Annotated in this window: 21 protein-coding genes and 1 pseudogene; 11 read left to right on the forward strand and 11 right to left on the reverse strand. The window is 61.0% G+C overall.

Features of this window, described 5'->3' with window-relative positions:
- Positions 1-224, forward strand: a pseudogene (locus BW994_RS08970) (IS110 family transposase); the annotation flags it as partial.
- Between the two features lie 336 nt (positions 225-560).
- Here the strand turns inward: BW994_RS08970 and BW994_RS08975 are convergent.
- The 3 genes from BW994_RS08975 to BW994_RS08985 all read right to left on the reverse strand — a co-directional run bounded on the left by BW994_RS08975 (position 561) and on the right by BW994_RS08985 (position 2,058).
- Entirely contained in the window at positions 561-767 is a 207-nt protein-coding gene (locus BW994_RS08975; protein WP_029313577.1) for a cold-shock protein, read from the reverse strand.
- Between the two features lie 243 nt (positions 768-1,010).
- Positions 1,011-1,331 carry an ATP-dependent Clp protease adapter ClpS gene (clpS, locus tag BW994_RS08980; RefSeq protein ID WP_029313579.1) on the reverse strand — a complete coding sequence of 107 codons (321 nt, stop codon included), beginning with the start codon at positions 1,329-1,331 and terminating at the stop codon, positions 1,011-1,013.
- 193 nt (positions 1,332-1,524) lie between these two features.
- Positions 1,525-2,058, reverse strand: coding sequence for a phasin family protein (locus BW994_RS08985; protein WP_029313580.1), 534 nt, complete (start codon positions 2,056-2,058; stop codon positions 1,525-1,527).
- Positions 2,059-2,489: 431 nt separating this feature from the next.
- Here BW994_RS08985 and BW994_RS08990 point away from each other — a divergent pair, with 431 nt between their 5' ends.
- Complete coding sequence (locus BW994_RS08990; protein WP_029313581.1) at positions 2,490-3,854, forward strand: D-alanyl-D-alanine carboxypeptidase family protein; 1,365 nt, start codon at positions 2,490-2,492, stop codon at positions 3,852-3,854.
- A 33-nt stretch (positions 3,855-3,887) separates the two neighbouring features.
- Here the strand turns inward: BW994_RS08990 and greB are convergent, their stop codons facing one another.
- Both greB and BW994_RS09000 read right to left on the reverse strand, forming a co-directional pair.
- Positions 3,888-4,412, reverse strand: coding sequence for a transcription elongation factor GreB (gene greB, locus BW994_RS08995; protein ID WP_051657602.1), 525 nt, complete (start codon positions 4,410-4,412; stop codon positions 3,888-3,890).
- A gap of 31 nt (positions 4,413-4,443) precedes the next feature.
- A complete protein-coding gene (locus BW994_RS09000; RefSeq protein ID WP_029313585.1) occupies positions 4,444-5,067 on the reverse strand; it encodes a hypothetical protein in 624 nt (207 codons plus the stop codon).
- Positions 5,068-5,502: 435 nt separating this feature from the next.
- Here BW994_RS09000 and BW994_RS09005 point away from each other — a divergent pair, with 435 nt between their 5' ends.
- From BW994_RS09005 to BW994_RS09015, 3 genes are all read left to right on the forward strand, one after another.
- Positions 5,503-6,360 carry an ABC transporter permease gene (locus tag BW994_RS09005; protein WP_029313586.1) on the forward strand — a complete coding sequence of 286 codons (858 nt, stop codon included), beginning with the start codon at positions 5,503-5,505 and terminating at the stop codon, positions 6,358-6,360.
- A 17-nt stretch (positions 6,361-6,377) separates the two neighbouring features.
- Positions 6,378-7,373: a taurine ABC transporter substrate-binding protein gene (locus tag BW994_RS09010; protein ID WP_029313588.1), complete on the forward strand. Its 996-nt coding sequence runs from the start codon at positions 6,378-6,380 to the stop codon at positions 7,371-7,373.
- A gap of 158 nt (positions 7,374-7,531) precedes the next feature.
- Positions 7,532-8,260 carry an ABC transporter ATP-binding protein gene (locus BW994_RS09015; RefSeq protein WP_029313590.1) on the forward strand — a complete coding sequence of 243 codons (729 nt, stop codon included), beginning with the start codon at positions 7,532-7,534 and terminating at the stop codon, positions 8,258-8,260.
- Positions 8,261-8,416: 156 nt separating this feature from the next.
- Here BW994_RS09015 and BW994_RS09020 read toward each other — a convergent pair whose 3' ends face one another.
- A complete protein-coding gene (locus BW994_RS09020) occupies positions 8,417-9,574 on the reverse strand; it encodes an MFS transporter (RefSeq protein ID WP_029313592.1) in 1,158 nt (385 codons plus the stop codon).
- A 425-nt stretch (positions 9,575-9,999) separates the two neighbouring features.
- On the opposite strand from BW994_RS09020, the gene BW994_RS09025 reads away from it, so the two are divergent.
- From BW994_RS09025 to BW994_RS09040, 4 genes are read left to right on the forward strand one after another with little or no spacing between them, the layout of a single operon-like run.
- Positions 10,000-11,649, forward strand: coding sequence for an ABC transporter substrate-binding protein (locus tag BW994_RS09025; protein WP_029313594.1), 1,650 nt, complete (start codon positions 10,000-10,002; stop codon positions 11,647-11,649).
- Between the two features lie 4 nt (positions 11,650-11,653).
- Positions 11,654-12,616 (forward strand): ABC transporter permease, encoded by a 963-nt coding sequence (locus BW994_RS09030; protein ID WP_029313596.1) that lies wholly within the window; start codon positions 11,654-11,656, stop codon positions 12,614-12,616.
- A gap of 2 nt (positions 12,617-12,618) precedes the next feature.
- The gene (locus tag BW994_RS09035; protein WP_076454489.1) at positions 12,619-13,482 is read left to right on the forward strand and encodes an ABC transporter permease; all 864 of its coding nucleotides are present in this window, start codon (positions 12,619-12,621) and stop codon (positions 13,480-13,482) included.
- Positions 13,479-15,536, forward strand: coding sequence for an ABC transporter ATP-binding protein (locus BW994_RS09040; RefSeq protein ID WP_051657603.1), 2,058 nt, complete (start codon positions 13,479-13,481; stop codon positions 15,534-15,536). The genes BW994_RS09035 and BW994_RS09040 overlap by 4 nt, the downstream gene beginning before the upstream one ends.
- A gap of 339 nt (positions 15,537-15,875) precedes the next feature.
- Here the strand turns inward: BW994_RS09040 and BW994_RS09045 are convergent, their stop codons facing one another.
- The 3 genes from BW994_RS09045 to BW994_RS09055 form a co-directional block, all read right to left on the reverse strand.
- Positions 15,876-16,352 carry a hypothetical protein gene (locus tag BW994_RS09045; protein ID WP_139334052.1) on the reverse strand — a complete coding sequence of 159 codons (477 nt, stop codon included), beginning with the start codon at positions 16,350-16,352 and terminating at the stop codon, positions 15,876-15,878.
- Positions 16,353-16,433: 81 nt separating this feature from the next.
- Positions 16,434-17,729: a hypothetical protein gene (locus BW994_RS09050; protein WP_029313603.1), complete on the reverse strand. Its 1,296-nt coding sequence runs from the start codon at positions 17,727-17,729 to the stop codon at positions 16,434-16,436.
- Positions 17,726-18,934, reverse strand: coding sequence for a hypothetical protein (locus BW994_RS09055; protein ID WP_029313605.1), 1,209 nt, complete (start codon positions 18,932-18,934; stop codon positions 17,726-17,728). Before BW994_RS09055 ends, BW994_RS09050 begins: the two co-directional genes overlap by 4 nt.
- Before the next feature lie 284 nt (positions 18,935-19,218).
- Between BW994_RS09055 and BW994_RS19615 the strand changes: the two genes are divergently transcribed.
- Together BW994_RS19615 and BW994_RS19190 are read left to right on the forward strand one after the other, a co-directional pair.
- A complete protein-coding gene (locus BW994_RS19615) occupies positions 19,219-19,515 on the forward strand; it encodes a hypothetical protein (RefSeq protein WP_029313607.1) in 297 nt (98 codons plus the stop codon).
- Positions 19,516-19,938: 423 nt separating this feature from the next.
- Positions 19,939-20,481, forward strand: a complete 543-nt coding sequence (locus BW994_RS19190) for a hypothetical protein (RefSeq protein WP_139334054.1) — start codon at positions 19,939-19,941, stop codon at positions 20,479-20,481.
- An 82-nt stretch (positions 20,482-20,563) separates the two neighbouring features.
- Here BW994_RS19190 and BW994_RS19620 read toward each other — a convergent pair whose 3' ends face one another.
- Together BW994_RS19620 and BW994_RS19950 are read right to left on the reverse strand one after the other, a co-directional pair.
- Positions 20,564-20,740, reverse strand: a complete 177-nt coding sequence (locus BW994_RS19620; RefSeq protein WP_156038178.1) for a hypothetical protein — start codon at positions 20,738-20,740, stop codon at positions 20,564-20,566.
- 155 nt (positions 20,741-20,895) lie between these two features.
- A partial coding sequence (locus tag BW994_RS19950; RefSeq protein WP_217696453.1) for a hypothetical protein occupies positions 20,896-21,076 on the reverse strand: 181 nt, incomplete at its 5' end.

A 21,076-nucleotide genomic window follows, 5' to 3' on the forward strand; every position in this document is an offset into this window, starting at 1 on the left:
AAGCGGGCAATGAAAAAATGCGCCAGTTGCTGGTGACCGGGTCCATGGCGGTGATCCGGTTTGCCGAACCAGGCAGCACATCGGCCTCGCCATGGCTGTTGAAATTGCTGGAGCGCAAGCCGCGCAAACTCGCGGCGGTGGCTCTGGCCAACAAGAACGCGCGGATCATCTGGTCGATGATGACCAGTGGTGAGGCGTACCGCCAGCCGCCGGTCGCCGCCTGATCCAAGCGTTGGTGCCGAGGGTTTAGGGGCAAGCAGGAGATGAGGATCGGTCGAACCGACGAACGACGCATTCCGAAAGAAGCATGGCACCCGATGCCGCTATTTTGTTCGGAAGTCGTTCGCGGATTCCATCTAGGCCAAGCGGTCATGGCACCGCGTCAACAGGCCGGACACATGACAGCACTCGAACCGACGCCACATCCCGCTAAATTCACCTTGAACCCAAAGGGCCGTCCACACATGCTTCTTTTTTAAAACGAAAAAGCGCTCGCTACCCTAAAAGCCAAAAAAAAAGCGCCGCACAAGGCGACGCTTTTTCAATACCTTCGGACCGGATTAGGCGGCCTTGAGGTTCTCAGCGGACATCTTGCCCTGCTGGCCGCGCTGAACTTCGTACTGGACCTTCTGGCCCTCGTTCAAACGGCCGAGACCCGAGCGCTCGACGGCCGAAATATGCACGAACACATCTTTCGAACCATCGTCGGGCTGAATGAAACCGTAGCCCTTGGTCGCATTGAACCACTTAACCGTACCTGTCGACATAACAACTCTCCAACTAAACCAACGAACGGCGACTCACACTGTGTGAGCCAGGAAACTCTTCAACGTGGGGAGGTGTCGAATGCGAAAATCGCACAAAGGCACGCAGCAACCCGGACCGAAAAAAAGCGCCGTGAGACCTCTATAGTCGCTTTCGTAAACAATGACCAGTGCACATCCTGCATGACTTGGCGGGGCAATGCATGGCACCGCGCCCCGCCCGATCCTGCGGCATGCCAACCCGATCTATTCGCGTTCCAGCGTGCACTGCAACGGATGCTGGTTCTCGCGCGCCAGATCCATCACCTGGGTAATCTTGGTCTCAGCGATGTCATAGGTGAACACCCCGCACACGCCCACGCCGCGGCGGTGGATGTGCACGGTGATCTCGGCCGCCTCATCGCGGCTCTTGCCGAAAAACCGCTCGAGCGCGTGAACCACGAACTCCATCGGCGTATAATCGTCGTTCAGCATCATCACTTTATAGAGCGGCGGCCTCTGTGGCTTGATCCGCGTATCGGTGTCGAGGCCGAACCCGGCATCGTCCTTCCGTCTGAAATCACTCATGATGTTCCAATCCCATCGCGTCGTGCGCCGATGTCCTAGTCCGGCACGGGCCGGATGTCACGCATCCCGCACGTGTCAATCGAAATCTGAATACAACCGTCCGAAACAACAACGGGCGAACCGTCTCCGGCTCGCCCGCTTTAACATCAGGTCGCGTGGCGCCACGCAATTCCGCCGCGCCATCGCGCCATGATCAGAGAGCGGAGCCGAACGTCTCGACGGCGAGCGTCATGCGCGCGGTCAGCGGCGCAATCGCCTGCTCGGTCAGCTTCATCGAAGCGTCGGTGAGCTTGCTGGTATCGGCCATCGCCTTTTCCAGCATCGAACGCGTGAAGCCGGACTGCAGATCGACCGCTTCCTTGACCGACTTGACGCCGGCAATCGCCTTCGTCATCGCCACGGCCTCGTCAACCGAAGCCTGCGTGCTGCTCGCAATATGCTTGGAAAGACCCTGCAGGCCGGCCGTGAAGATCTGGCTGGCCTTCATGAACGCTTCCATGTTGCCCTTGCTGAAGGCAACCATGTCTTCGGTCGTCTTCATCGCCTTGGCCATGCTTTCCTTCATTTTGGTCTGCTGAGCCTCAAAGCCCTTCGCTGCGTTTTCCATGCCGTCCTTCATTGTGCTGAGGGTCTTTTCGAACCCTGCGGTTACCTGCGCCTTGGTCTCGGTCATCGCCTCGGTCGCGGCGGTCTGAACCAGGTCGGCTGATTTCGTTTTGGCAGTCATGATCATATCCTTCTCAATCGGTTGCGGTTCCTGCGGACCCAACATGGTTCCGTCGGCGGTGCGTCCGTTGCTCAGGTCAAAGCACGACCGCCCAATTTCTATTCGCCCGATGCCTCTTCGCCCAATGGGCCGACCGAAACACCGGCGTTTCGCCACACCACCTCTACCGCAGTGCAGCATGATCGAGATAGGCCGGGAAATTGCGCGCGTCAACCGTTTTTTGTGCGCCGCAACATAAACAAATTGCCCGGTCCGATCGTCCGCCGCATCGCGGTGCTGCCCGAAAATCCGCCGCCAACCCCTTCCGATCTCGCAACACTATTCGTTAACCAATTGGTTTTTTTATTAAATATGCGAATTTCGGGTGGACATTTCCGACCGTTTTATCCTACCAGTTTGTCAGCGATTGTTCACGAGTGGGAGCGTACGGAATGTCAGGTGGCGGTTTGCAGCTCTGGGTTGCGTCAAAAGCCAAGCGTTTCATGGCCATGGCGCTCGGGCTCGGCGTCATCGCCGCGCAATCCATCACCCCCGCCCAGGCCTTCCCGGTTGGCTACGGCCCGGTCTCGCCCGGCACCGACTGGATCGTGATGGATGCCACCACCGGCAAAATCCTGTCGCAAAACAACCCCTTCACCGAGCGCTTCCCCGCCAGCCTGACCAAACTAATGACGCTCGATCTCGCCTTCCACGATCTCCGCGCCGGTCGCCTTTCGGCCGATACCGCCATCCCCGTCACCGCCGCCGCCGCCAATGTGCAGCCGGTCAAACTCAACCTCGTGCCCGGCCAGACCATCACGGTCCGCCAGGCCATGCTCGGCATGACGACCCTTTCCGCCAACGATGCCGCAACCGCGCTCGGCCAGTATCTCGGCAACGGCAGCATCAGCCGCGCCGCCGCCGCCATGACCGAACGCGCCCACGCCCTCGGCATGCTGCACACCCAATTCTACAACCCCTCCGGCCTGCCCAACCCCGGCCAGGTGACCGATGCCTACGATATGGCCGTGCTCGCCCGCCACATCCTGCTCACCTATCCGCAATACCGCTACCTGTTCTCGGTCGCGAGCTTCATGTTCGAAGGCCGGCCGATCCCCAATATCGATGGCATGCTGAAACTCTACCCCGGCGCCATCGGCATGAAGACCGGCTATACCGACCTCGCCCGCTTCAACCTCGTCACCGCCGCCGTGCGCGATGGCCACATGCTGATCGGCGTCGAGCTCCACGCCCGCGGCTGGAGTGTGGCCTACCACACCATGGCCCACCTGCTCGATCAGGGCTTCGCGGCCGAGGGTGCCGGCACCGGCCCGATCATCGCATTCCGCAAAGCCCTCCCCGCGATCATGCCAACCGCCGATGCCGCCACCATCCGCCAGACGCGTCAGGCCACCCACCCCCAGGCCACCCACCCGATGTTCGCCGCAGCCGCCCCCATACGCCAGCCCGCGGCCCGCCGCGTTCTGGTGACCGTGGCACAGCGCCATGTCACCATCCGCAATATCGTGATGCGCTCCGGCCACGTCACGCAGGACATGATCCCCGGCTGGACCGCGCAGATCGGCGCTTACGACAATTACGCGATGGCGAAACGCCAGGCCCTGTTGATCCACGCCGAGCGCCATGTCGGCACCGCGCGGGTCAGCAGCGTGCTGATCCGCCACCGCCGGGTCTGGCGCGCACAGCTCGCCGGCCTCAACGAAGCGGCCGCCCATGCCACCTGCACCTTGCTGCAACGCCGCCACCAATCCTGCTTCCTGATCGGACCACGCCAGGAAAACCTGGCGATGCGCTGACCCACCGGATCATTAACGGACCTCAACCGGTCGTCAAACCGGCTCCGGGTAATCGATGCGGCGGATTTCCACAAGTTGCGGGCCATTGGGCGTCTGGATAACCACCTCATCGCCGCAGCGGGCGCGCAGCAGAGCGCGCGCAACCGGTGAGGCAATACTCACGGTCGACTGGCTCATATCCGCTTCATCGACCCCGACGATGCGGACGGTCATATCCCGCTCATCCTCCGTCGTATAAGTAACCGTGGCACCGAAAAACACGCGATCGCGCTGGGTCTGAGCGGCCGGATCAACAATTTCGGCATCATCGAGGCGTTGCGCAATAAACCCCAACCGCCGGTCGATCTCGCGCAGCCGGCGCTTGCCTTCCTTGTAATCGGCGTTCTCGCTCCGATCGCCATTGCTCGCCGCCCAGGCGACGATGGCGACAATCTTGTGCCGATCTTCCCGCAAGGCCGCGCGTTCCGCCTCGAGGCGGCGATGCCCCTCCGGCGTCATATGCACCTTGGCGACCGGCGCACCGGGGGTTCCAGCCTTGGGCGTTCCAGCCTTGGGCATGACCGGCGTCGGCTCGCCGCGCGTCAGATCCTCACCGCCACCATTTGACCGGCGTCGGTTCCTCGGCCTCGGCCGCGACCGGCGGTTTGGCACGGCGCGATCGGGTCTGACGCGGCGGTGCGGACTGCGCCTCAACCGGCTGCGCGTTCGTCACCGGCAGGACCTCCGGCTCAACCTCGGGTGCCGCCAAGGTCGGAACCGATATCGCCGCAGGCGCGGGGGCCGGCTCGGGTCGCGCCACCTCAGCGAACGCCGTTTCCGCCTGAGCGATTTCGGATTTGGCGATTTCGGCGTGAGCGATCCGTGTCTGAAGCGTCTGGATCATCACCTGCGCGTCGTGCAGCGATTGCTCGGCCCGCAACCGCGCGGCGCGTTCGGTATCGCGTTGCCGTGTCATGTCGGCAAGGGCGGCGGCATGGCGATTTTCAGCGTCCGATTTCGGATGCAGAATCGTCACCGGCACTTCGCCGTCGCGCACAAAACGGCGCCGCTGGATCGCACCACCCAAATTACCGCCGCCCGAACCATGGGTCTGGCTGCTGGTATTCGAATGATTGTTCGCAGGGGTCGGTGATGACATGAGGCCGAGTGAACGGCGGATGCGGGCTTCGGTAACCTCGTCGGAAACTTCAGCCTCGTCGGGCTCGTTGAGCAAAGAAATACCTCGTTATGATCTGGAATAGAGTGCTGACCGGCGAAAATGATGAACGACGGCCGTTTGGTGTGAGCCTGATCGATGGCTAAAGCGAACCGACGCTGCCTGACCTAAACCACCGTACTATGGGCCCATGGCGATGACTGCGCAAGCCGCAGCCGATCAAATGAGATATTTCTATACAAAGACCACCGGCGGAACTCTCACTTCCATGCATAAAAAAGAAGAAAAATGGTTTTAACCTAAGCTTGACTAGCCCAATCGTCCGCGTCCCAGATTACGCCGGGCGTCTGCTGCCGTTTTCACGAAAAAGAACTGCCGCGCCGCCCGTTCGGTGAACCAGCCCGCGACCGATCATTCCGCTTGTCACCCATGCTGCATTGCGCAATAATCGATCGTGCAAGCCGTTCGGATCACTTCGTCAGCAGGAGCGTAATGCCGCCCACCGAGACCGACAGCGACAAGATCGATCTCTCCGGCGATCTCGCAGACCCCGCTGCGGTCCGCGTCGCCCGCCGCCCGACCTGGCAGCATGTATCGCGCTTCACCACAATCATCGCCGTTTTGTCCGGCCTGCTGATCTGGCAGATCGTCAGCGTATTGCACGTCTTTCCGCCAATCGCCCTGCCCGCCCCGCTGGCGGTCTGGCACGCGCTGGTCCGGCTGTTGCTCAACGGCTACGGCGGCCATTCGCTGTTCGACGATATCTGGATCAGCTCGGCCCGGATCGCGGTGGGGTTCGTTGCGGCAATCCTGATCGGCGTGCCGATCGGCCTGTTGATGGCGCGTAACGATGTCATCTTCCGCATGATCGATCCGTTTCTGCAATTCGCCCGGCCGGTGCCGCCGCTCGCCTATATTCCGCTGCTGGTGGTCTGGTTCGGCATCGGCGAACTGCCGAAAGTGCTGCTCATCCTGTTCGGCACCATCCCGGTCATCATCATCGGCACGATTTCCGGCGTCAAAGCCACGCCCGCGCTGCGCATTTCGGTCGCGAAAACGCTCGGCGCCACCGAGGGGCAGATTTTCCGCCACGTCATCCTGCCCTCGGCCCTGCCCGAAATCTTCACCGCCATGCGCGTCGGCATCGGCGTCGCCTGGACCTGCCTGGTCGCCGCCGAACTGATCGCGGCGGACCAGGGGCTCGGCTGGCTGGTGCAATACGCCGGCCAGGCCCTGCAAGTCTCGATCGTGATCGTCGGCATCATCGTCATCGGCATTCTGGGCTACGCGATGGAACTCGTCATCCGCCTGATCGAGCGCCGCTTCGTGCCCTGGCGCGGCCATTCATAACCCAACGGAGATCGTGCATGCGCAAAAAATTCCTCGCCGCCGCCCTTCTGGTCACCACCACGCTATCGGCCGCCGCCTCAGCCAAACCGACCGTGGTGATCGGCTATGAAAACAACGGCGCCGATCCGTGGATGGTCAGCCAGGCGCAGGGCCTGTTCCAGAAAATGCTGCCAGCCAATGTCGAGTTGAAATTCTTCGATTCCGGACCCGCCGCAATGAGCGCGCTCGCCTCGAACGCGCTGCAATTCATGTGCGGCCTCGGCGTGCCACCGTTCGTCGCCGCCGTCTCGCAAGGCGTGCCGCTTGGCATCATCTACAACCAGGAACGCTACACCAGCGCCGCCGGCCTCATCGTGCGCCCCGGCAGCGGCATCAAGACCCTGGCCGATCTCAGGGGCAAGAAAATCGCAATCGTCGAAGGCTCGCAATCCTCGTTCGAACTCGCAACCTTCCTGCAACAGGCTCACATTCCCTTCGATGCGGTGCATCAGCTCAACATGTCGCCGCCGGAAATGCGCGTCGCCTGGACCACCAAAAGCATCAACGCCGCCATCGTCTGGGACCCCGTGTTCGATGCCCTCCACAGCCTCGGCGGCGTGGTCCTGAAGACCGACGCCGATCTGCCGCCCGATGCGTCATCATACAACATCTGCATCGCCGACACGACTTGGGCCAAAGCCCATCCCGCCCTGGTCACCGACTTCATCCGCGCCTTGAACGCCGGCGTCACCTACACCAAAACCCACCGCGAACAGGCGATCGCGCTGATGGCAAAACAGGCCGGCATCACCGAAAGCATCGCGAAAACCGAACTCGCCGGCTATCAGATCTTCTCGGCAAAAGATCAGACCAAACCCAGCGTGCTCGGCACCACCAAAACCGTGGCAACCTCAGCCACGACAAAGACGCTCGAAAACACCGGCAAAGTGCTGCTGAAAATCGGCCGGATCGACAAGCTCCCGCCCGATGCGGCCGCCGCCGTGCTACCGCAATATGCGGCGGCGGTGCATTAGCGTCCGGTCGATGAAGGATAGGGGAAGACTTCTTTTTGTGAACAAAAAGAAGCAAAAAAACTTTTTTAATCTTGGTCTGTGCATGTGAAAATGCCCGTGCCCCAGTTAAAAAAAGTTTTTTGCTTCTTTTTTACAAAAAAGAAGGCCTTCCTTCCCCGATGCCGATAACCCTCACCCAGGTCGCCCGCGACTTCGGCACCATCCGCGCGCTCGACCGGATTTCCCTCACCATCGAGGACGGCAGCTTCCTCACCGTGCTCGGCGCCTCCGGCTGCGGCAAATCGACCCTGCTGAACCTGATCGCCGGGCTCGATACGCCATCCGCCGGGCACCTCGCGATCGATGGGGTCCCCATCACCGGCCCCGGACCAGACCGCGTCGTGGTATTCCAGCAACCCGGCCTCTACCCGTGGCTCACCCTGCGCGACAACATCGCCTTCGGCCTGCGCATGCAGGGTCCCATCGACTGGCCACGGATCGACGACATGATCGGCATCATGGGCCTGCGCGGGTTCGAAGCCCACCGCCCCTACGAACTGTCCGGCGGCATGCAACAACGCGCCGCCCTGGCGCGCGCCCTGGTGATGAACCCGCGCGTGCTCCTGATGGATGAACCCTTCGCCGCCCTCGACGCCCAAACCCGCCACCGGATGCAAAGCTTCCTGCTCGAACTTTGGGACCAAATCGGCGCCACCATCGTGTTCATCACCCACGATATCGATGAAGCCATCATGCTCGGCGACCGCCTGGTCGTCATGCAGGCCCGCCCCGGCCGCATCGCCATCGACCAAAAAATCCCCCTGCCCCGGCCGCGCCATTGGGATATGAGCCTGGAACCAGATTATCTGCACCTCAAACGGAATATCATGGCGGTGCTCGCGGCGTAGGGTAAGGGTAGGTTAAGACTTCTTTTTGTGAACAAAAAGAAGCAAAAAAACTTTTTTAATCTTGGCCCGTACCTGTGAAAACGCCCTTGCCCCAGTTAATAAAAGTTTTTTGCTTCTTTTTTACAAAAAAGAAGCGCTTCCTTCCCTTCCCTTCCCTCAAGCCTCAACCTCAACCTCCTCAACCGCACCCCCATCCTCCCGCGCCGGTTGCCGCCCCAGCAGCACCACGGCAAGTGCCGCGGCAAACAGCGCCATCAGCATCGCGAACACACCGGAATAGCCGAGCGCCGCCATCGCGCCCGCCGCAATCAGCGGCCCGGTACAAGCACCAGAGGCCCAGGCGAACAGCACACCGGAACTCACCCCCACCAATTGGGCCTGCGCCGCCCGATCCGCTGTCAGCCCGACGCCAAGCCCATAGAGCACCCCCGCCGTCGCGCCATACACCGCACCGAACACCGCAAACCACAGCAGCGTATGGCTCAGCCACAGCCCCGCACAGGCGGCGATCGCGATGCCGAGCGAGAGCCGGATAATGATCATCCGCCCGATCCGGTCCGCCAGCAGCCCGACCGGAATTTGCATCAACATACCCGCAAACAGGCACAGCGACACCGCGACCGAAACCCCGTCCTGATGCAGCCCGGCCCGCTCCATCGCCACCGGAAACATCGCATAGAACATGCCGCTCGACATGCCGGCGGCAAAGCAGGTGGCCACCCCAGCCGGTGACAGCCGCAGCAATTCACGCATCGACAAGCGCGCCAACACCGGCAGCGCAGGCCCGACGCGGGTCAGAATCGTGATCGGCAGCAGCGCCGTGGTGAACGCGCCCACCCCGATCATCAGCAGCGACGATGCCGATTTGAACGCCGACAGCAGCGAGGCGCCGGCAACATTGCCAGTCCAGCTCGCGAACATATAAAACCCGAACACCCGGCCGCGCACCGATCGGCGTGATGACGCATTGAGCCAGCTTTCCACCACGGTGAACACCCCGATGCTGCACATCCCCACCACGAACCGGATCGCGATCCACGGAATCACGGTGGCAACGCCCCGGGTCAACAGCGTCGCATCCGCCGCAACCACGCAAAAAATCACCAGCGCCCGGATATGCCCGATCCGCATCAACACGAAAGGCACCAGCAGGCTGCCGACCAGAGTACCGCCGTAATAGCCCGACGCAACAATGCCGATGGCGAACGTGCTGATGCCATGCGACAACAGCAAAATCGGTGTTAGCGGCGTCAGCAGCCCCAAGGAAATCTGGGTAAACAGCACGGTCGCGTATAACGGGGCGAATTTTATCATTGCGCTCTCTGCCTGAACGCCACGATCATCGCAGATCGCGCGCCAACGGAGCAAGCGCCGGACCCGCCACCCGATATGACGAAATCAGATGGGCAAATCTAATTTATGCGCTGGCCCGGCTTTATAAAATAGCTGCAATGTGTTTATTGCAGGTAAGCTTCAGAAAAAGGGCGAGACATCGTAATGATGCTGAACATCGCGCATGAACTAACGTGGCGTTATTTCAATGCCGTGCGCCTGACCTGTCCGGTCCCCGCCGGTCATCGCGCCACGGCTCACAGCAGTGTGGCCACCAGCGGGTAAAAAATGATTTGATCTGACCGGCAATCCACATCACACTACCGGGGCGACACACCGCAATTCGCCGAGGCTTCGGCCGCTCCGGGTTCAGGCCTGCATATCCATCAGCATCGGGAGACCATCGGGTGACGAAACAATACGACGAGTTCGAACAGGCGCGCCGCGCCGCCAACGACATGCAGAACCATGTCATCGATGAATTCATCGCCGGGCGGATCGACCGGCGCGGCCTGCTGCGCCACGGCACCGCCTATGGCCTGTCCGCAGCGCTGATCGGCGGCGCACTCGGCGCCCCGCGCCTCGCCCGCGCCGCCGGCAAACCCAACGCCACCATCCGGGTCGCCATCACCGCCCCCTCCACCGCGGTCAACCCGGTCACCGCAGGCGATACCGGCAGCCTCTGCCTCTTGCAGCAAACCGGCGAATTCCTGCTGTTCGACACCCCCGATCTGCATCTGCAGCCTTCGCTCGCAACCTCCTGGTCAGCCAATCCAGCCGGCACCATCTGGACCTTCAAGCTCCGCCGCGGCGTGAAATTCCACAGCGGCGGCACCATGACCGCGGATGACGTGGTCTACTCCCTCGCCCGCCTCGCCGACCCGAAAAACGGCTCGAACGCGCTCTCCACCTTCAAGGGCGTGCTCAGCCCGAGCGGCATCGTCAAAAAAGACGACTACACAATCGTGTTCCATCTCGACGCACCAAACGGCAACTTCCCCTATCTGGTCTCGTCGGACAACTACAACGCCATCATCCTGCCCAAGGGTTCCGACGCCGCGACCTTCGAAAAAACCTTCGACGGCACCGGCCCGTTCAAATTCGACAGCTACACCCCCGGCCGCAGCGCCACCTTCGTGCGCAACCCCGATTACTGGGGCAAGAAAGCGCTCCCGGCCCGCACCGAATTCGGCTTCTACGCCAATCAGCAATCGCAAATCCTCGCCTTGCAAGGCGGCCAGGTCGATCTGCTCCAGCAAATCGTGGTGCAGGGCGCCCAAGGCCTGCTCAACGACCCGAGCGTGAAAATCATCAAGCTCCGCTCCTCGAACCACCGCGAAGTGCACATGCGCTGCGACATGGCGCCCTTCACCGACAAGCGGGTCCGCCAGGCCGTCGCCCTCACGCTCAACCGCCCCGGCATCGTGCAGGGCCTGTTCCGTGGCCTGTCCGATCTCGGCAACGACAGCCCCTTCGCACCGGTCTACCCCTCGACCAACAAATCCGTCCCCCAGCGCGCCATGAACATCGCCAAGGCCAAGCATCTGCTGGCGGAAGCCGGCGTCAAACCGGGCACCCAGATCACCCTGACCACCGAACAGGTCCAGGAAATCCCGGACTATGCCGTGCTGATCCAGAACGCCGCCGCCGAAATCGGCCTCAAGATCAACCTGAAAATCGAAACCAGCTCCGCCTATTACGGCAAAGCCACCTACGGCAATTCCGACTGGCTGGATTCCCAGATGGGCATCACCGATTACGGCCATCGCGGTGTACCCAACGTCTTCCTATCCGCCCCGCTGCTCAGCAACGGCGCCTGGAACTCCGCCCATTTCAAGAACAAGACCTACGATGCCCTGGTCGCCGACTACGTCGCCACCGTCGACCTGCAAAAGCAGCGAATCGTCTCCGGCAAAATCGAGACCCTGCTGCTCGATGAAACGCCGATCATCTTCGCCTATTTCTACGATTATCTGGCAGCCTCCGTCCCGCACATGAGCGGCGTGCAGGTCAGCGGCCTCGGCCAGGTCTTCCTGCAGAACGCAACGATCGCGTAACCCAATGCGCGCCCGCCTCATCCCGATGCTGGCACAGCGCCTCGGCCTCGCTCTGGTCACGCTGCTGCTGCTCAGCATGGTGGTGTTCGCGGGCGCCCAACTCCTGCCCGGCAACGTCGGCCGCGCCATCCTCGGCCCGCTGGCCGACCCCGTCGCGGTCGCCGCACTGAACCACAAACTCGGCACCGACCTTCCCGTCCCCGAGCAATACTGGATCTGGATCAGCCATTTCGTCACCGGCAACATGGGCATCTCCTACACCTACCGCACCCCGGTCGCCCCCTTCGTCATCGCCGCCCTGCTCAACTCCCTGAAACTCGCCGCGGTCGCCTTCGTCATCGTCGTCCCGCTCTCCATCGCCGGCGGCGTCTACGCCGCCATGCACGCCCGCACCTGGATCGATAAAACCATCAGCATCGCCGGCCTCTCGATGACGGTCATCCCCGAATTCGTCTCCTCCATCATCCTCATCCTCATCCTCGGCATCTGGCTCCGCTGGCTGCCCATCACCGCCACCGCCCCACGCCATGCCGACGTGCTCGACCAGATCGACCATCTGATCCTCCCCGCCCTGCCGCTGGTGTTCATCCTGTTCGGCTACATCGCCCGCATGGCCCGCGCCGGCACCATCGATGCCTTGGATGCCGACTACACCCGCACCGCCACCCTCAAAGGCCTGCCGCCCGGCGTCGTCATCCGCCGCCACGTCCTGCGCAACGCCCTGCTGCCCACCATCACCGTCGTCGCCACCCAGGTGGGCTACCTCGTCGGCGGCCTCGTCATCGTCGAAACCCTGTTCCGCTACCAGGGCATCGGCAGCCTCATCCTCACCGCCGCCCGCGCCAAGGATTTCCCCATGCTCGAAGGCGGCATCCTCACCATCGGCATCGTCTACGTCCTGGTCACCATGCTGGCCGACATCGCCCTGGTCATGCTCAACCCCCGCCTGCGCGATGGCGGGCGCTGACCATGAGCGAAGCCGCCCTCCCCGTCCTGATCGAACCCACCGCCAAACCCAACGAACGCCTGCGCGCCGCCCTCACCGCGCCGATGTTCGTCATCGGCGCCACCATCCTCACAATCTGGATCGCCTGCGCCATCCTCGGCCCGTCGCTCGTCCCCTACAACCCCTACGCCGACGACCTGATGAACACCCTCGCCCCACCCAGCGCCGCCCACTGGTTCGGCACCGACCAGATCGGCCGCGACATCTTCTCCCGCGTCGTCGTCGGCGCCCGCTCCATCCTCTCGGTCGCCCCGCTCGCCACCCTGCTCGGCACCCTCGTCGGCACCACCCTCGGCCTGATCACCGGCTATTTCGGCGGCATCATCGATACCGCGATCAGCCGCCTGATCGAAGTCCTCCTCGCCCTGCCCCTCATCATCGTCGCCCTGCTCGCCCTCGTCGCCCTCGGCCCGTCCAACACCACCGTCATCATCGTCATCGGCCTGATCTTCGCCCCTTTGATCGCCCGCACCGTCCGCGCCGCCGTGCTGACCGAACGCGAACTCGACTATGTCGCCGCCGCCCAGCTCCGCGGCGAATCATCCCTGCACATCATGTTCGTCGAAATCCTGCCCAACGTCATGGGCCCCATCCTGGTCGAAACCACCGTCCGCCTCGGCTACGCCATCTTCACCGTCGCCTCGCTCAGCTTCCTCGGCTTCGGCATCCAGCCCCCCTCGGCCGACTGGGGCCTCGCCATCTCCGAAAACTACGAACTCATCACCGGCGGCTATTGGTGGACCGTCACCTTCGATGCCGTCGCCATCGCCTCGCTGGTCGTCGCGGTCAACCTGATCGCCGATGGCATCCAGGGAGCGATCGAATGAGCAGCACCGCCTTGCGCCAGCCGATCGAACCCGCCCCGCGCGCACAACCCACCCCCGCCCTCGATATCGAAAACCTCGATGTCGTCTACCGCACCCGCGGGCGCGACATGCAGGTGCTCCGCGGCATCTCCTTCAGCATCGCCCCCGGCGAATCCTACGGCCTGGTCGGTGAATCCGGCTGCGGTAAATCCACCGCCGCCCTCGCCGCCCTCTCGGCCCTGCCCCGCAACGGCTTCGTCCGCGGCGGGTCCGTCCGCGTCGCCGGCCAGACCCTCGCCAGCCTCGATGCCACAGCACTCCGCCGCCTGCGCGCCGAACAAATCTCGATGGTCTATCAGGACGCCGGCCGCGCCCTGAACCCCTCGCTGACCATCTTCCGCCAGATGGCCGAAGTCTTCGAACTCCTCGCCCAACCCGCCGACCGCGCAGCCGACCTCCGCGCCCTCTGCACCACCATGCTCAACCGCGTGCAAATCTCCTCGCCCGACCGCGTGCTCGATGCCTACCCCCACCAACTCTCCGGCGGCATGCTCCAGCGCGTCATCATCGCGATGGCCCTCGCAAAAGAACCCAGCCTCCTCGTGCTCGATGAACCGACCACCGCCCTCGATGCCACGGTCGAAGCCGAAGTGCTCGACCTCGTGGCCACCCTCCGCCGCGAATTCTCTACCGCCATCCTGTTCATCAGCCACAACATCGGCGTCATCGAACGCATGTGCGACCGCGTCGGCGTGCTCTACGCCGGCAGCCTGGTCGAAACCGGCCCCACCGCCCAACTCCTCCGCCGGCCGATGCACCCCTACACCATGCGCCTGCTCCGCTGCCTGCCCACCCCCGGCCGCAGCAAGGCCACCGCCCGGCTCGATACCATCAAAGGCTTCCTGCCCCCGCCCGGCGCCATCATCCCCGGCTGCGTCTTCGCCGATCGCTGCGATCTGGCCGACACCATCTGCCACACCACCCCGCCGCCCGAACACACCATCGCCACCCACGCCAGCCGCTGCCACCACTGGCAGCGCGCCACCGAACAACCCCTCACCGCCACCGAAACACCCATCCCCACCGCCAACCACAGCCACGACATCGTCCTGCGCGGCACCAACATCTCCAAAACCTTCCAGATCGGCACCCGCAGCCTCCACGCCGTGACCGATGTCTCCTTCAGCCTGCGCGAAGGCGAAACCCTCGGCATCGTCGGTGAATCCGGCTCCGGCAAAACCACCCTCGCCCGCCTCCTGCTCGGCCTGCTCAACCCCGATCCCGGCAGCATCATCGAGCTCGCCGGCCAACCCGCCGCCGGCCACGCCGCCGCGCGCTCCCAGGATCAGCAAAAAGCCCTGCAAATCGTCTTCCAGAACCCCGATTCCGCCCTCAACCGCTCCCACACCGTCCGCCACCTGATCGGCCGCGCCCTCGCCCGCCTCGCCGGCCTCTCCGGCGCCACCCGCACCGCCCGCCTCACCGAACTCATCCACGCCGTCCGCCTGACCGACCGCCACCTCGGCATGCGCCCCCGCCAACTCTCCGGCGGCCTCAAACAAAGGGTCGCCATCGCCCGCGCCTTCGCAGGCAACCCCAAAATCGTCATCTGCGACGAACCCACCTCCGCCCTCGATGTCTCGGTCCAGGCCGCCATCCTCAACCTCCTCGCCGACCTCCAGGCCCGCGAAAACACCAGCTACGTCTTCATCTCCCACGACCTCGGCGTGGTGCGCTACCTGTCCGACCGCATCGCCGTCCTCTACCTCGGCCGCATCATGGAAATCGGCCCCGCCGAAGCCGTCTTCGAAGGCCCCCACCACCCCTACACCGAAGCCCTGCTCTCCTCGATCCCAACCCCCTTCAACGAATCCAACACCACCCAAACCACCCGCATCCGCCTCCACGGCGACATCCCCAGCGCCCTGAACCCCCCCACCGGCTGCGTCTTCCACACCCGCTGCCCCCGCAAACTCGGCCCCATCTGCGAAACCACCGAACCCGCCCCCGAAACCATCAACGACCACACCATCGCCTGCCACATCCCCCGCAACCAACTAGGCAAACGACCGTAGGCAAGGGTGAGGTGCACTTCCGCACCCCACCACCCGAGCAAAAGACCGCAAAGCAAAGGCAAGACTTCTTTTTTGCAAAAAAGAAGCAAAAAACTCCTATGAATCTGGCCGAACGCCGCCAAACCGACCCAGCACGAACCAAACCGCTGCCGCAACGAAATCCAGGATGTAGGATGGGTGCCCCTTCGGCACCCATCAATCTACCACCCCACCACACACCAACGCCCCCCGCACAAAAAACCGTCATTGCGAGAAACCCTCGCGACAAATCAATCCATGCCGCAGCGCCCAACAGATGGGTCAATGGCAACGATACTCAGTCTACCGCCGCATCGATCATCAATCACTCGGCCCAACCACAACGCTCCGAAACAACGGCCCCGCAACATCGTCGATCCGCTCCGCCTCATCATCGACGCGCTCCAGATAAACAACCGCCAACGTCCCGCTATTCATCGCAATTTTCACCATGAACTGCCGCCCATTGCCCTCTCGTCCTGCAAAGATGGCAGACAATGTCCCATCACCGCGATCAACCACGACCGATTCACCGATCACGATCTCGTCACCTTCGTCAGAAACCAACTCGCTCTCCCGACGTATCGCTAGAAAACGATCGAATATGAATCGATCGTCCTCACGCGTTTCACCCACCGTGAAATAATAGATGGATAAAGTAATCCCCATCGTACCATCAGGCGCTTCAATGATGTAGCAATTCCCATCGTCGGACGTCCGTCCCTTCCACGTCCGTGGCACTGCAATCGAGCCGCCGTTGAACGTAATCGGTCGAAATCCCTCGGACAAAAATGCCATGTTTCCTCTCATATTTGGCGAAATGACGCGTCAGCGTTTTACGATCACCGATCTCCCGCAAGATCGACAAACGCCGTATCTCTACCCCGTCATACCCGACGATCTTGCTAGCCGAGGAAGCCCACCCGCCCCTCGCAGCGACAACGCAATACCAACCAAAGCCGGTGCCATTATCGTCAAAAACACCGCGACCGGTCGCAACACCGGCACGATCCCCGATGCCACCGGCCCGAACGGCCAAACAGTCAAATGCCAGAAAAAACCCAGCAATAAAACATACACAACGATCACCAGTGCACCGGTCAGCCGATACCACCAGATACTGAACCTGAAACCCAGCGGCATGATCAGAGCGCTCGGGATCGTCAGGGCGATGGTAACGAACGGAATAATCAAGCCAGGCACGACCGAAACCCGAAACAAGTCCGAAACCGACCGCGCCATCGCCACCTCGACACCGAACCAAATCACCACAAACAAAAACGGAACCACGAACAAATAGGAAAGCAGCCCGGTCGCAAGCGCAAATGGGGGCGCCTGCAGCCGTTCAGGCGTAAAAATCCGCCGCAGCCGCGCCATCCGATCATCGGAACTGACCGGACTATCACTCGGCCGCCGCGAATACCCCGCCAGCCCGACCTGTCGCCCGATCGCGGCAGCCGCCACAAACGGCAACAACGCCCTCAACGGATCAACAAACAGCAAGACCAACCCCACGAACCAAAGACCGCCGGCAATCGCGCCGCGCCAGTAAAACCGGGCCCGAAAACAGGCGATCGGTGGTACCAAAATTGCCAGCGACATCCGGCTGGGCGTCCCACCCCGTTCCGCAATCGTCTGTTTCCCCGAACCATCAAGTCCGATCAGTTTTTCCCACGCCTCCGGTGGCGCCGCCAGATCCAGCCAGCGCATCGTGAAAAGCGGTTTCACAATAAAATACAACAACGGCGTCGCCGGAATCGCAACAAACGCCAGGGGCGTGATCAACCCCCCTTGGCGAAACCCGACAAAGGCCGCGTTAATCAAAACAACAGCGATAAACCCGACATGAACCGGCGCGATCACCGCGCATAGTTTACGAAATGCCGAAACAGCGATCGGTGTCCGGCCATCGAGCAACAGCAACGGAAACCAAATGAAATTCAATGTCGTGACGACGCCCACCACCCCACCCAATCCCAAAACCGCATCGGACGACACAACCGCAGGATGGCCGCGCGCAGCCATCAACGCATCGACATGCAGCGCAAAAAAATGACCGGCAACCTGCCAAAGCAAGGTCGGATCAAGTGCGACGAACAAAGTGTAAGCGGCGGTCATCGCACCGATGCCTTGCGGCAAAGTCGACGGTTCGACCCTCTGATCAGTCCCGATCATTTTTTGCGCGGCCGTCGTGTTGCACCAATATGCAGCGACAAATTCTTAGGAGGCCGGTAGGTCCGGATACCGTGACTGACCGGCGGGTCGAGATATTGCCCGATCCATCCCTCCGGTCCCGGTTTGCCTCGAGCATACGCTTGTCGCGCATCATGCGCAAAGTAGGCGTCCATCATTGGAGACCCCAGCAACGTCGCCGATCCGTTTACCATCATTGTCGTGTACAATTTACGGTTCAGCTGCACGGCCTCAGCATTCAGGGCGATCGATTGCTCGGTTAGAAATTTTGCTCTCGCCCGAGCATAGCTGGTCACGACACCAACCCGCGACCCGAGATCAGCATTACCGCTGCTCAAAGCCGCAGAATCCAGTCGCCCGGCCCGGCTCGCCAGCGCCTTCGAACGGTCAGCGAAAGCAACCGCCTCCTGATTCGCTTTCGCCGCATCCTGCGCAATTTCTGGTAATTCCTTGGCCAACAGGACGCTCCCCACCGCAAGGTCAGGCAGCGAAAGTATAACGGAAGCCGTCGCAAGTACCTGACCGGTCAATCCATCATCCCATCTGTCAGCTTTCTCGCTTCCATCCGGCCCATCATCGAACCGCTTGAACAAATACACTGAATCAGATACCCCTCCCGATATCGACCCAGCAAAACCCATCCCCGCAGTGACAAGCCCCGCAGCCTGCCAGTATTTCTCTGCTGCCATCGCCGCGCGAAACGAGCCGACTAATCCGATCTCAGCTTCGCCGATTCCAGGAACAAAGAGCATGGCAAACGAAACAATGCCAAGAACATCGACCGCAATGCCGATCTCATGCTCATGCGTCGGGTTTGACAACCACCGCTCCATCGCCTGACCCATGGCGATATCCATCTGACCCTGAGCGATTTGTTGCCGCCCATAGGCAGCACAGGCTTCTTCAAAGAAGCGTTCGACGCGGGCTAGAAAACCGGGTGGCGCCTCCCTGAGCCTGGGTGGTCGTACCGGCCCATGAGATTGCACGATCAGAGCGTAGCCATTATCATCGGCACCATAAACGGCACGACGAAGCAGGCACGCGGCGGCGGAGTCGCAATAGATGATACCGACATCGAAACCCAGCGTCGCATCTGCAAATTGTCCAAGGCAGATCGCGGCCTCGGCCTGGCTGGCGTATGGCCCCCAGTCTATCCGGTAATCGCTAATCGGGCGGAATTGGGTCATGAACAGCGTCCTTTGTTTCGCTTCACATCACCCTGCCAGCCCAACATCATGGGGGCAAGTTTGGCGGTGGTGCAGTAGCGCGAGGCATTCCTCCGCGCGAAAAACAGCCCCGGCCCGCCCCCCAAGCCCCTTGCCATCACCCCCCACCCAACATGTTTTATGTGCGGTCATGATCTCGAACGCGCCTTTCATGCCCTCCGACCCCTCCGCTGCGCTTGTGCGATGGCTCGAACCGTCCTAACGAAAAACAAGACATAGTTGCTGGTTGATATGAGGCAGAACTCATGGCTAAGTTCACGGTGCTCTTCGCGCTTGGATTGCTCACGGCCTGCTTTTTCATTGGCCGCGCGCATGCACAGACGCCGACCCCGAAGAACGAATCTTTGCCCACGATGTTTAAACCGATGAAGTCGTCGTTGCAGCAGTTGCTGGATCACGGTTGGAAGCCTGTGTCATTCGGTCCGGGATTCGGCGGTTATGGATACCTCCTTCGCCGACATCACAAATGGGTGACATGCGTTATCAGCACCAACCCAAAAGATACGACAAAATTCGTATCCCAATGCATGGCGATGAATTGAATTCCGTCACGTCCCGGATCTTATTGATCGTGTTAGGGATCTTCCTCATTTTCAACGGAGTAAGCAACTACTTCCAGACAACGAAGATATTGCGAGACGATGTAGTCGCTCCTGGTATGGTAACGCGATTAAACGCCGGCGGTTCCCATCCGCAAATTCAGTTTCGCACGAAAAATGGCAAAATCATTTCTTACCCTCAAAACGGTTTTATTTTTAACTTTCATCATGGCGATATGGTAAAGGTCCTTTATAATCCGAGACAGCCATCCAACCATCCCACATTGAAAAGTTTTTCATTGTTGTGGGGCGCCGCAATATCATATTTTCTGTTTGGAGCTCTACTTATTGGATACGGTATACTAGCATCAATCAATCGCCACCGGATAAAGCTCTACTTTCGCGGTAGGTGAGGAGATAGAAACTATGCTTGAACTCAGAAAAAGCTCATGGAAATTTATCACCGCCGGGAATTTCGGTGTTAACATTGACGTATTCGCATTAAGCGGGGGACAAATTGTGCTTCAGAATCCTCAGCACAAAACCGTTAGATTCGACTATGGCGGCGGCGGTGTCGGAGTGGGGTTTGGCGTAACGTTGCCGAAAATAGGTAAGGTTGAAATCAAACATTTAGGGCGAAGCATTACCGGCACAGTTGGCCCGGAATCATTTCCCAATCATGGCGATGTATACGAAACGAATTTCTTCAAAGGGACGGAACTGAAGGCCAAAGATTTTGAAGGTGCATGCATGTTCATCGATGGAGGAATGGGCATGGTAGGGGGATTTTCGACCACTATTTTGTACGCCGGCATTGATCGCTCAAAATTAGCGTTCGCTATGAAATCGCCAATCATGAGTTTGGCGATGCTTAACGCTCAGCCCAACGCGGTAATTTATATCCGCGGTCCAAATATGGGGCTGCAATTCGGCGCCGGTGTTGCGGGCTATCTAGGATATGTCGTCTGACAAAACGTATGGTAGGCCCGCCTTCCACACCTTACCAACCCGAACCACGATAAAAACTTCTCTGAACACCCCCAACCCGCTCCTAGTCCCCCTCCACCCTCGGCCGTCCATCATGCGGCCCCAACACCCGCTCCGGCGGATCGACCCACCGCTCTGGAATCCGCGCCTCATACCCCTGATTGAGCGGATAGCGTATCCGGTTCTCCTGCGTCGGCTCACCTACCACCAGCAGTTGCACCTCATCCTTCGTATTGTTCATGAAACTATGCGAAATCCCCGTCCCCTGCAAAACCCCACCGAATCCCCACGCCGCAACCGCCCCAGCAAGGGTGGGATGCCCTTCGGCACCCCACCAATCTATCGGCCCAGCCCGACCGGTCGTTGCTTATACGAAAAAAACCGACGCGCCATCCCTTATCCGATACCGCGTTCATCATCATACGGAAGCACAAACGCGTCACAAAGAAATCCCATCGTCATCCAAACTAACGCTTTCCCACCCCCCACCCCCCTTGGTTTATCTAGCGGCATGATCTCGAACGCGCCTTTCATGCCCGCCGACCCGTCCGAGCGCTTCGCGGTGATCTTCCGCGCC

The organism is Acidiphilium rubrum (assembly GCF_900156265.1).
Classification (GTDB): Bacteria; Pseudomonadota; Alphaproteobacteria; order Acetobacterales; family Acetobacteraceae; genus Acidiphilium; species Acidiphilium rubrum.

What these genes read in the sequence shown, in the direction of transcription:
- BW994_RS08975 (WP_029313577.1), bottom strand. Translation starts at nt 767, where the DNA reads ATGTCGACAGGTACGGTTAAGTGGTTCAATGCGACCAAGGGCTACGGT.
- clpS (WP_029313579.1), bottom strand. Translation starts at nt 1,331, where the DNA reads ATGAGTGATTTCAGACGGAAGGACGATGCCGGGTTCGGCCTCGACACC.
- BW994_RS08985 (WP_029313580.1), bottom strand. Translation starts at nt 2,058, where the DNA reads ATGACTGCCAAAACGAAATCAGCCGACCTGGTTCAGACCGCCGCGACC.
- BW994_RS08990 (WP_029313581.1), top strand. Translation starts at nt 2,490, where the DNA reads ATGTCAGGTGGCGGTTTGCAGCTCTGGGTTGCGTCAAAAGCCAAGCGT.
- greB (WP_051657602.1), bottom strand. Translation starts at nt 4,412, where the DNA reads ATGCCCAAGGCTGGAACGCCCAAGGCTGGAACCCCCGGTGCGCCGGTC.
- BW994_RS09005 (WP_029313586.1), top strand. Translation starts at nt 5,503, where the DNA reads ATGCCGCCCACCGAGACCGACAGCGACAAGATCGATCTCTCCGGCGAT.
- BW994_RS09010 (WP_029313588.1), top strand. Translation starts at nt 6,378, where the DNA reads ATGCGCAAAAAATTCCTCGCCGCCGCCCTTCTGGTCACCACCACGCTA.
- BW994_RS09015 (WP_029313590.1), top strand. Translation starts at nt 7,532, where the DNA reads ATGCCGATAACCCTCACCCAGGTCGCCCGCGACTTCGGCACCATCCGC.
- BW994_RS09020 (WP_029313592.1), bottom strand. Translation starts at nt 9,574, where the DNA reads ATGATAAAATTCGCCCCGTTATACGCGACCGTGCTGTTTACCCAGATT.
- BW994_RS09030 (WP_029313596.1), top strand. Translation starts at nt 11,654, where the DNA reads ATGCGCGCCCGCCTCATCCCGATGCTGGCACAGCGCCTCGGCCTCGCT.
- BW994_RS09035 (WP_076454489.1), top strand. Translation starts at nt 12,619, where the DNA reads ATGAGCGAAGCCGCCCTCCCCGTCCTGATCGAACCCACCGCCAAACCC.
- BW994_RS09040 (WP_051657603.1), top strand. Translation starts at nt 13,479, where the DNA reads ATGAGCAGCACCGCCTTGCGCCAGCCGATCGAACCCGCCCCGCGCGCA.
- BW994_RS09045 (WP_139334052.1), bottom strand. Translation starts at nt 16,352, where the DNA reads ATGGCATTTTTGTCCGAGGGATTTCGACCGATTACGTTCAACGGCGGC.
- BW994_RS09050 (WP_029313603.1), bottom strand. Translation starts at nt 17,729, where the DNA reads ATGATCGGGACTGATCAGAGGGTCGAACCGTCGACTTTGCCGCAAGGC.
- BW994_RS09055 (WP_029313605.1), bottom strand. Translation starts at nt 18,934, where the DNA reads ATGACCCAATTCCGCCCGATTAGCGATTACCGGATAGACTGGGGGCCA.
- BW994_RS19615 (WP_029313607.1), top strand. Translation starts at nt 19,219, where the DNA reads ATGGCTAAGTTCACGGTGCTCTTCGCGCTTGGATTGCTCACGGCCTGC.
- BW994_RS19190 (WP_139334054.1), top strand. Translation starts at nt 19,939, where the DNA reads ATGCTTGAACTCAGAAAAAGCTCATGGAAATTTATCACCGCCGGGAAT.
- BW994_RS19620 (WP_156038178.1), bottom strand. Translation starts at nt 20,740, where the DNA reads ATGAACAATACGAAGGATGAGGTGCAACTGCTGGTGGTAGGTGAGCCG.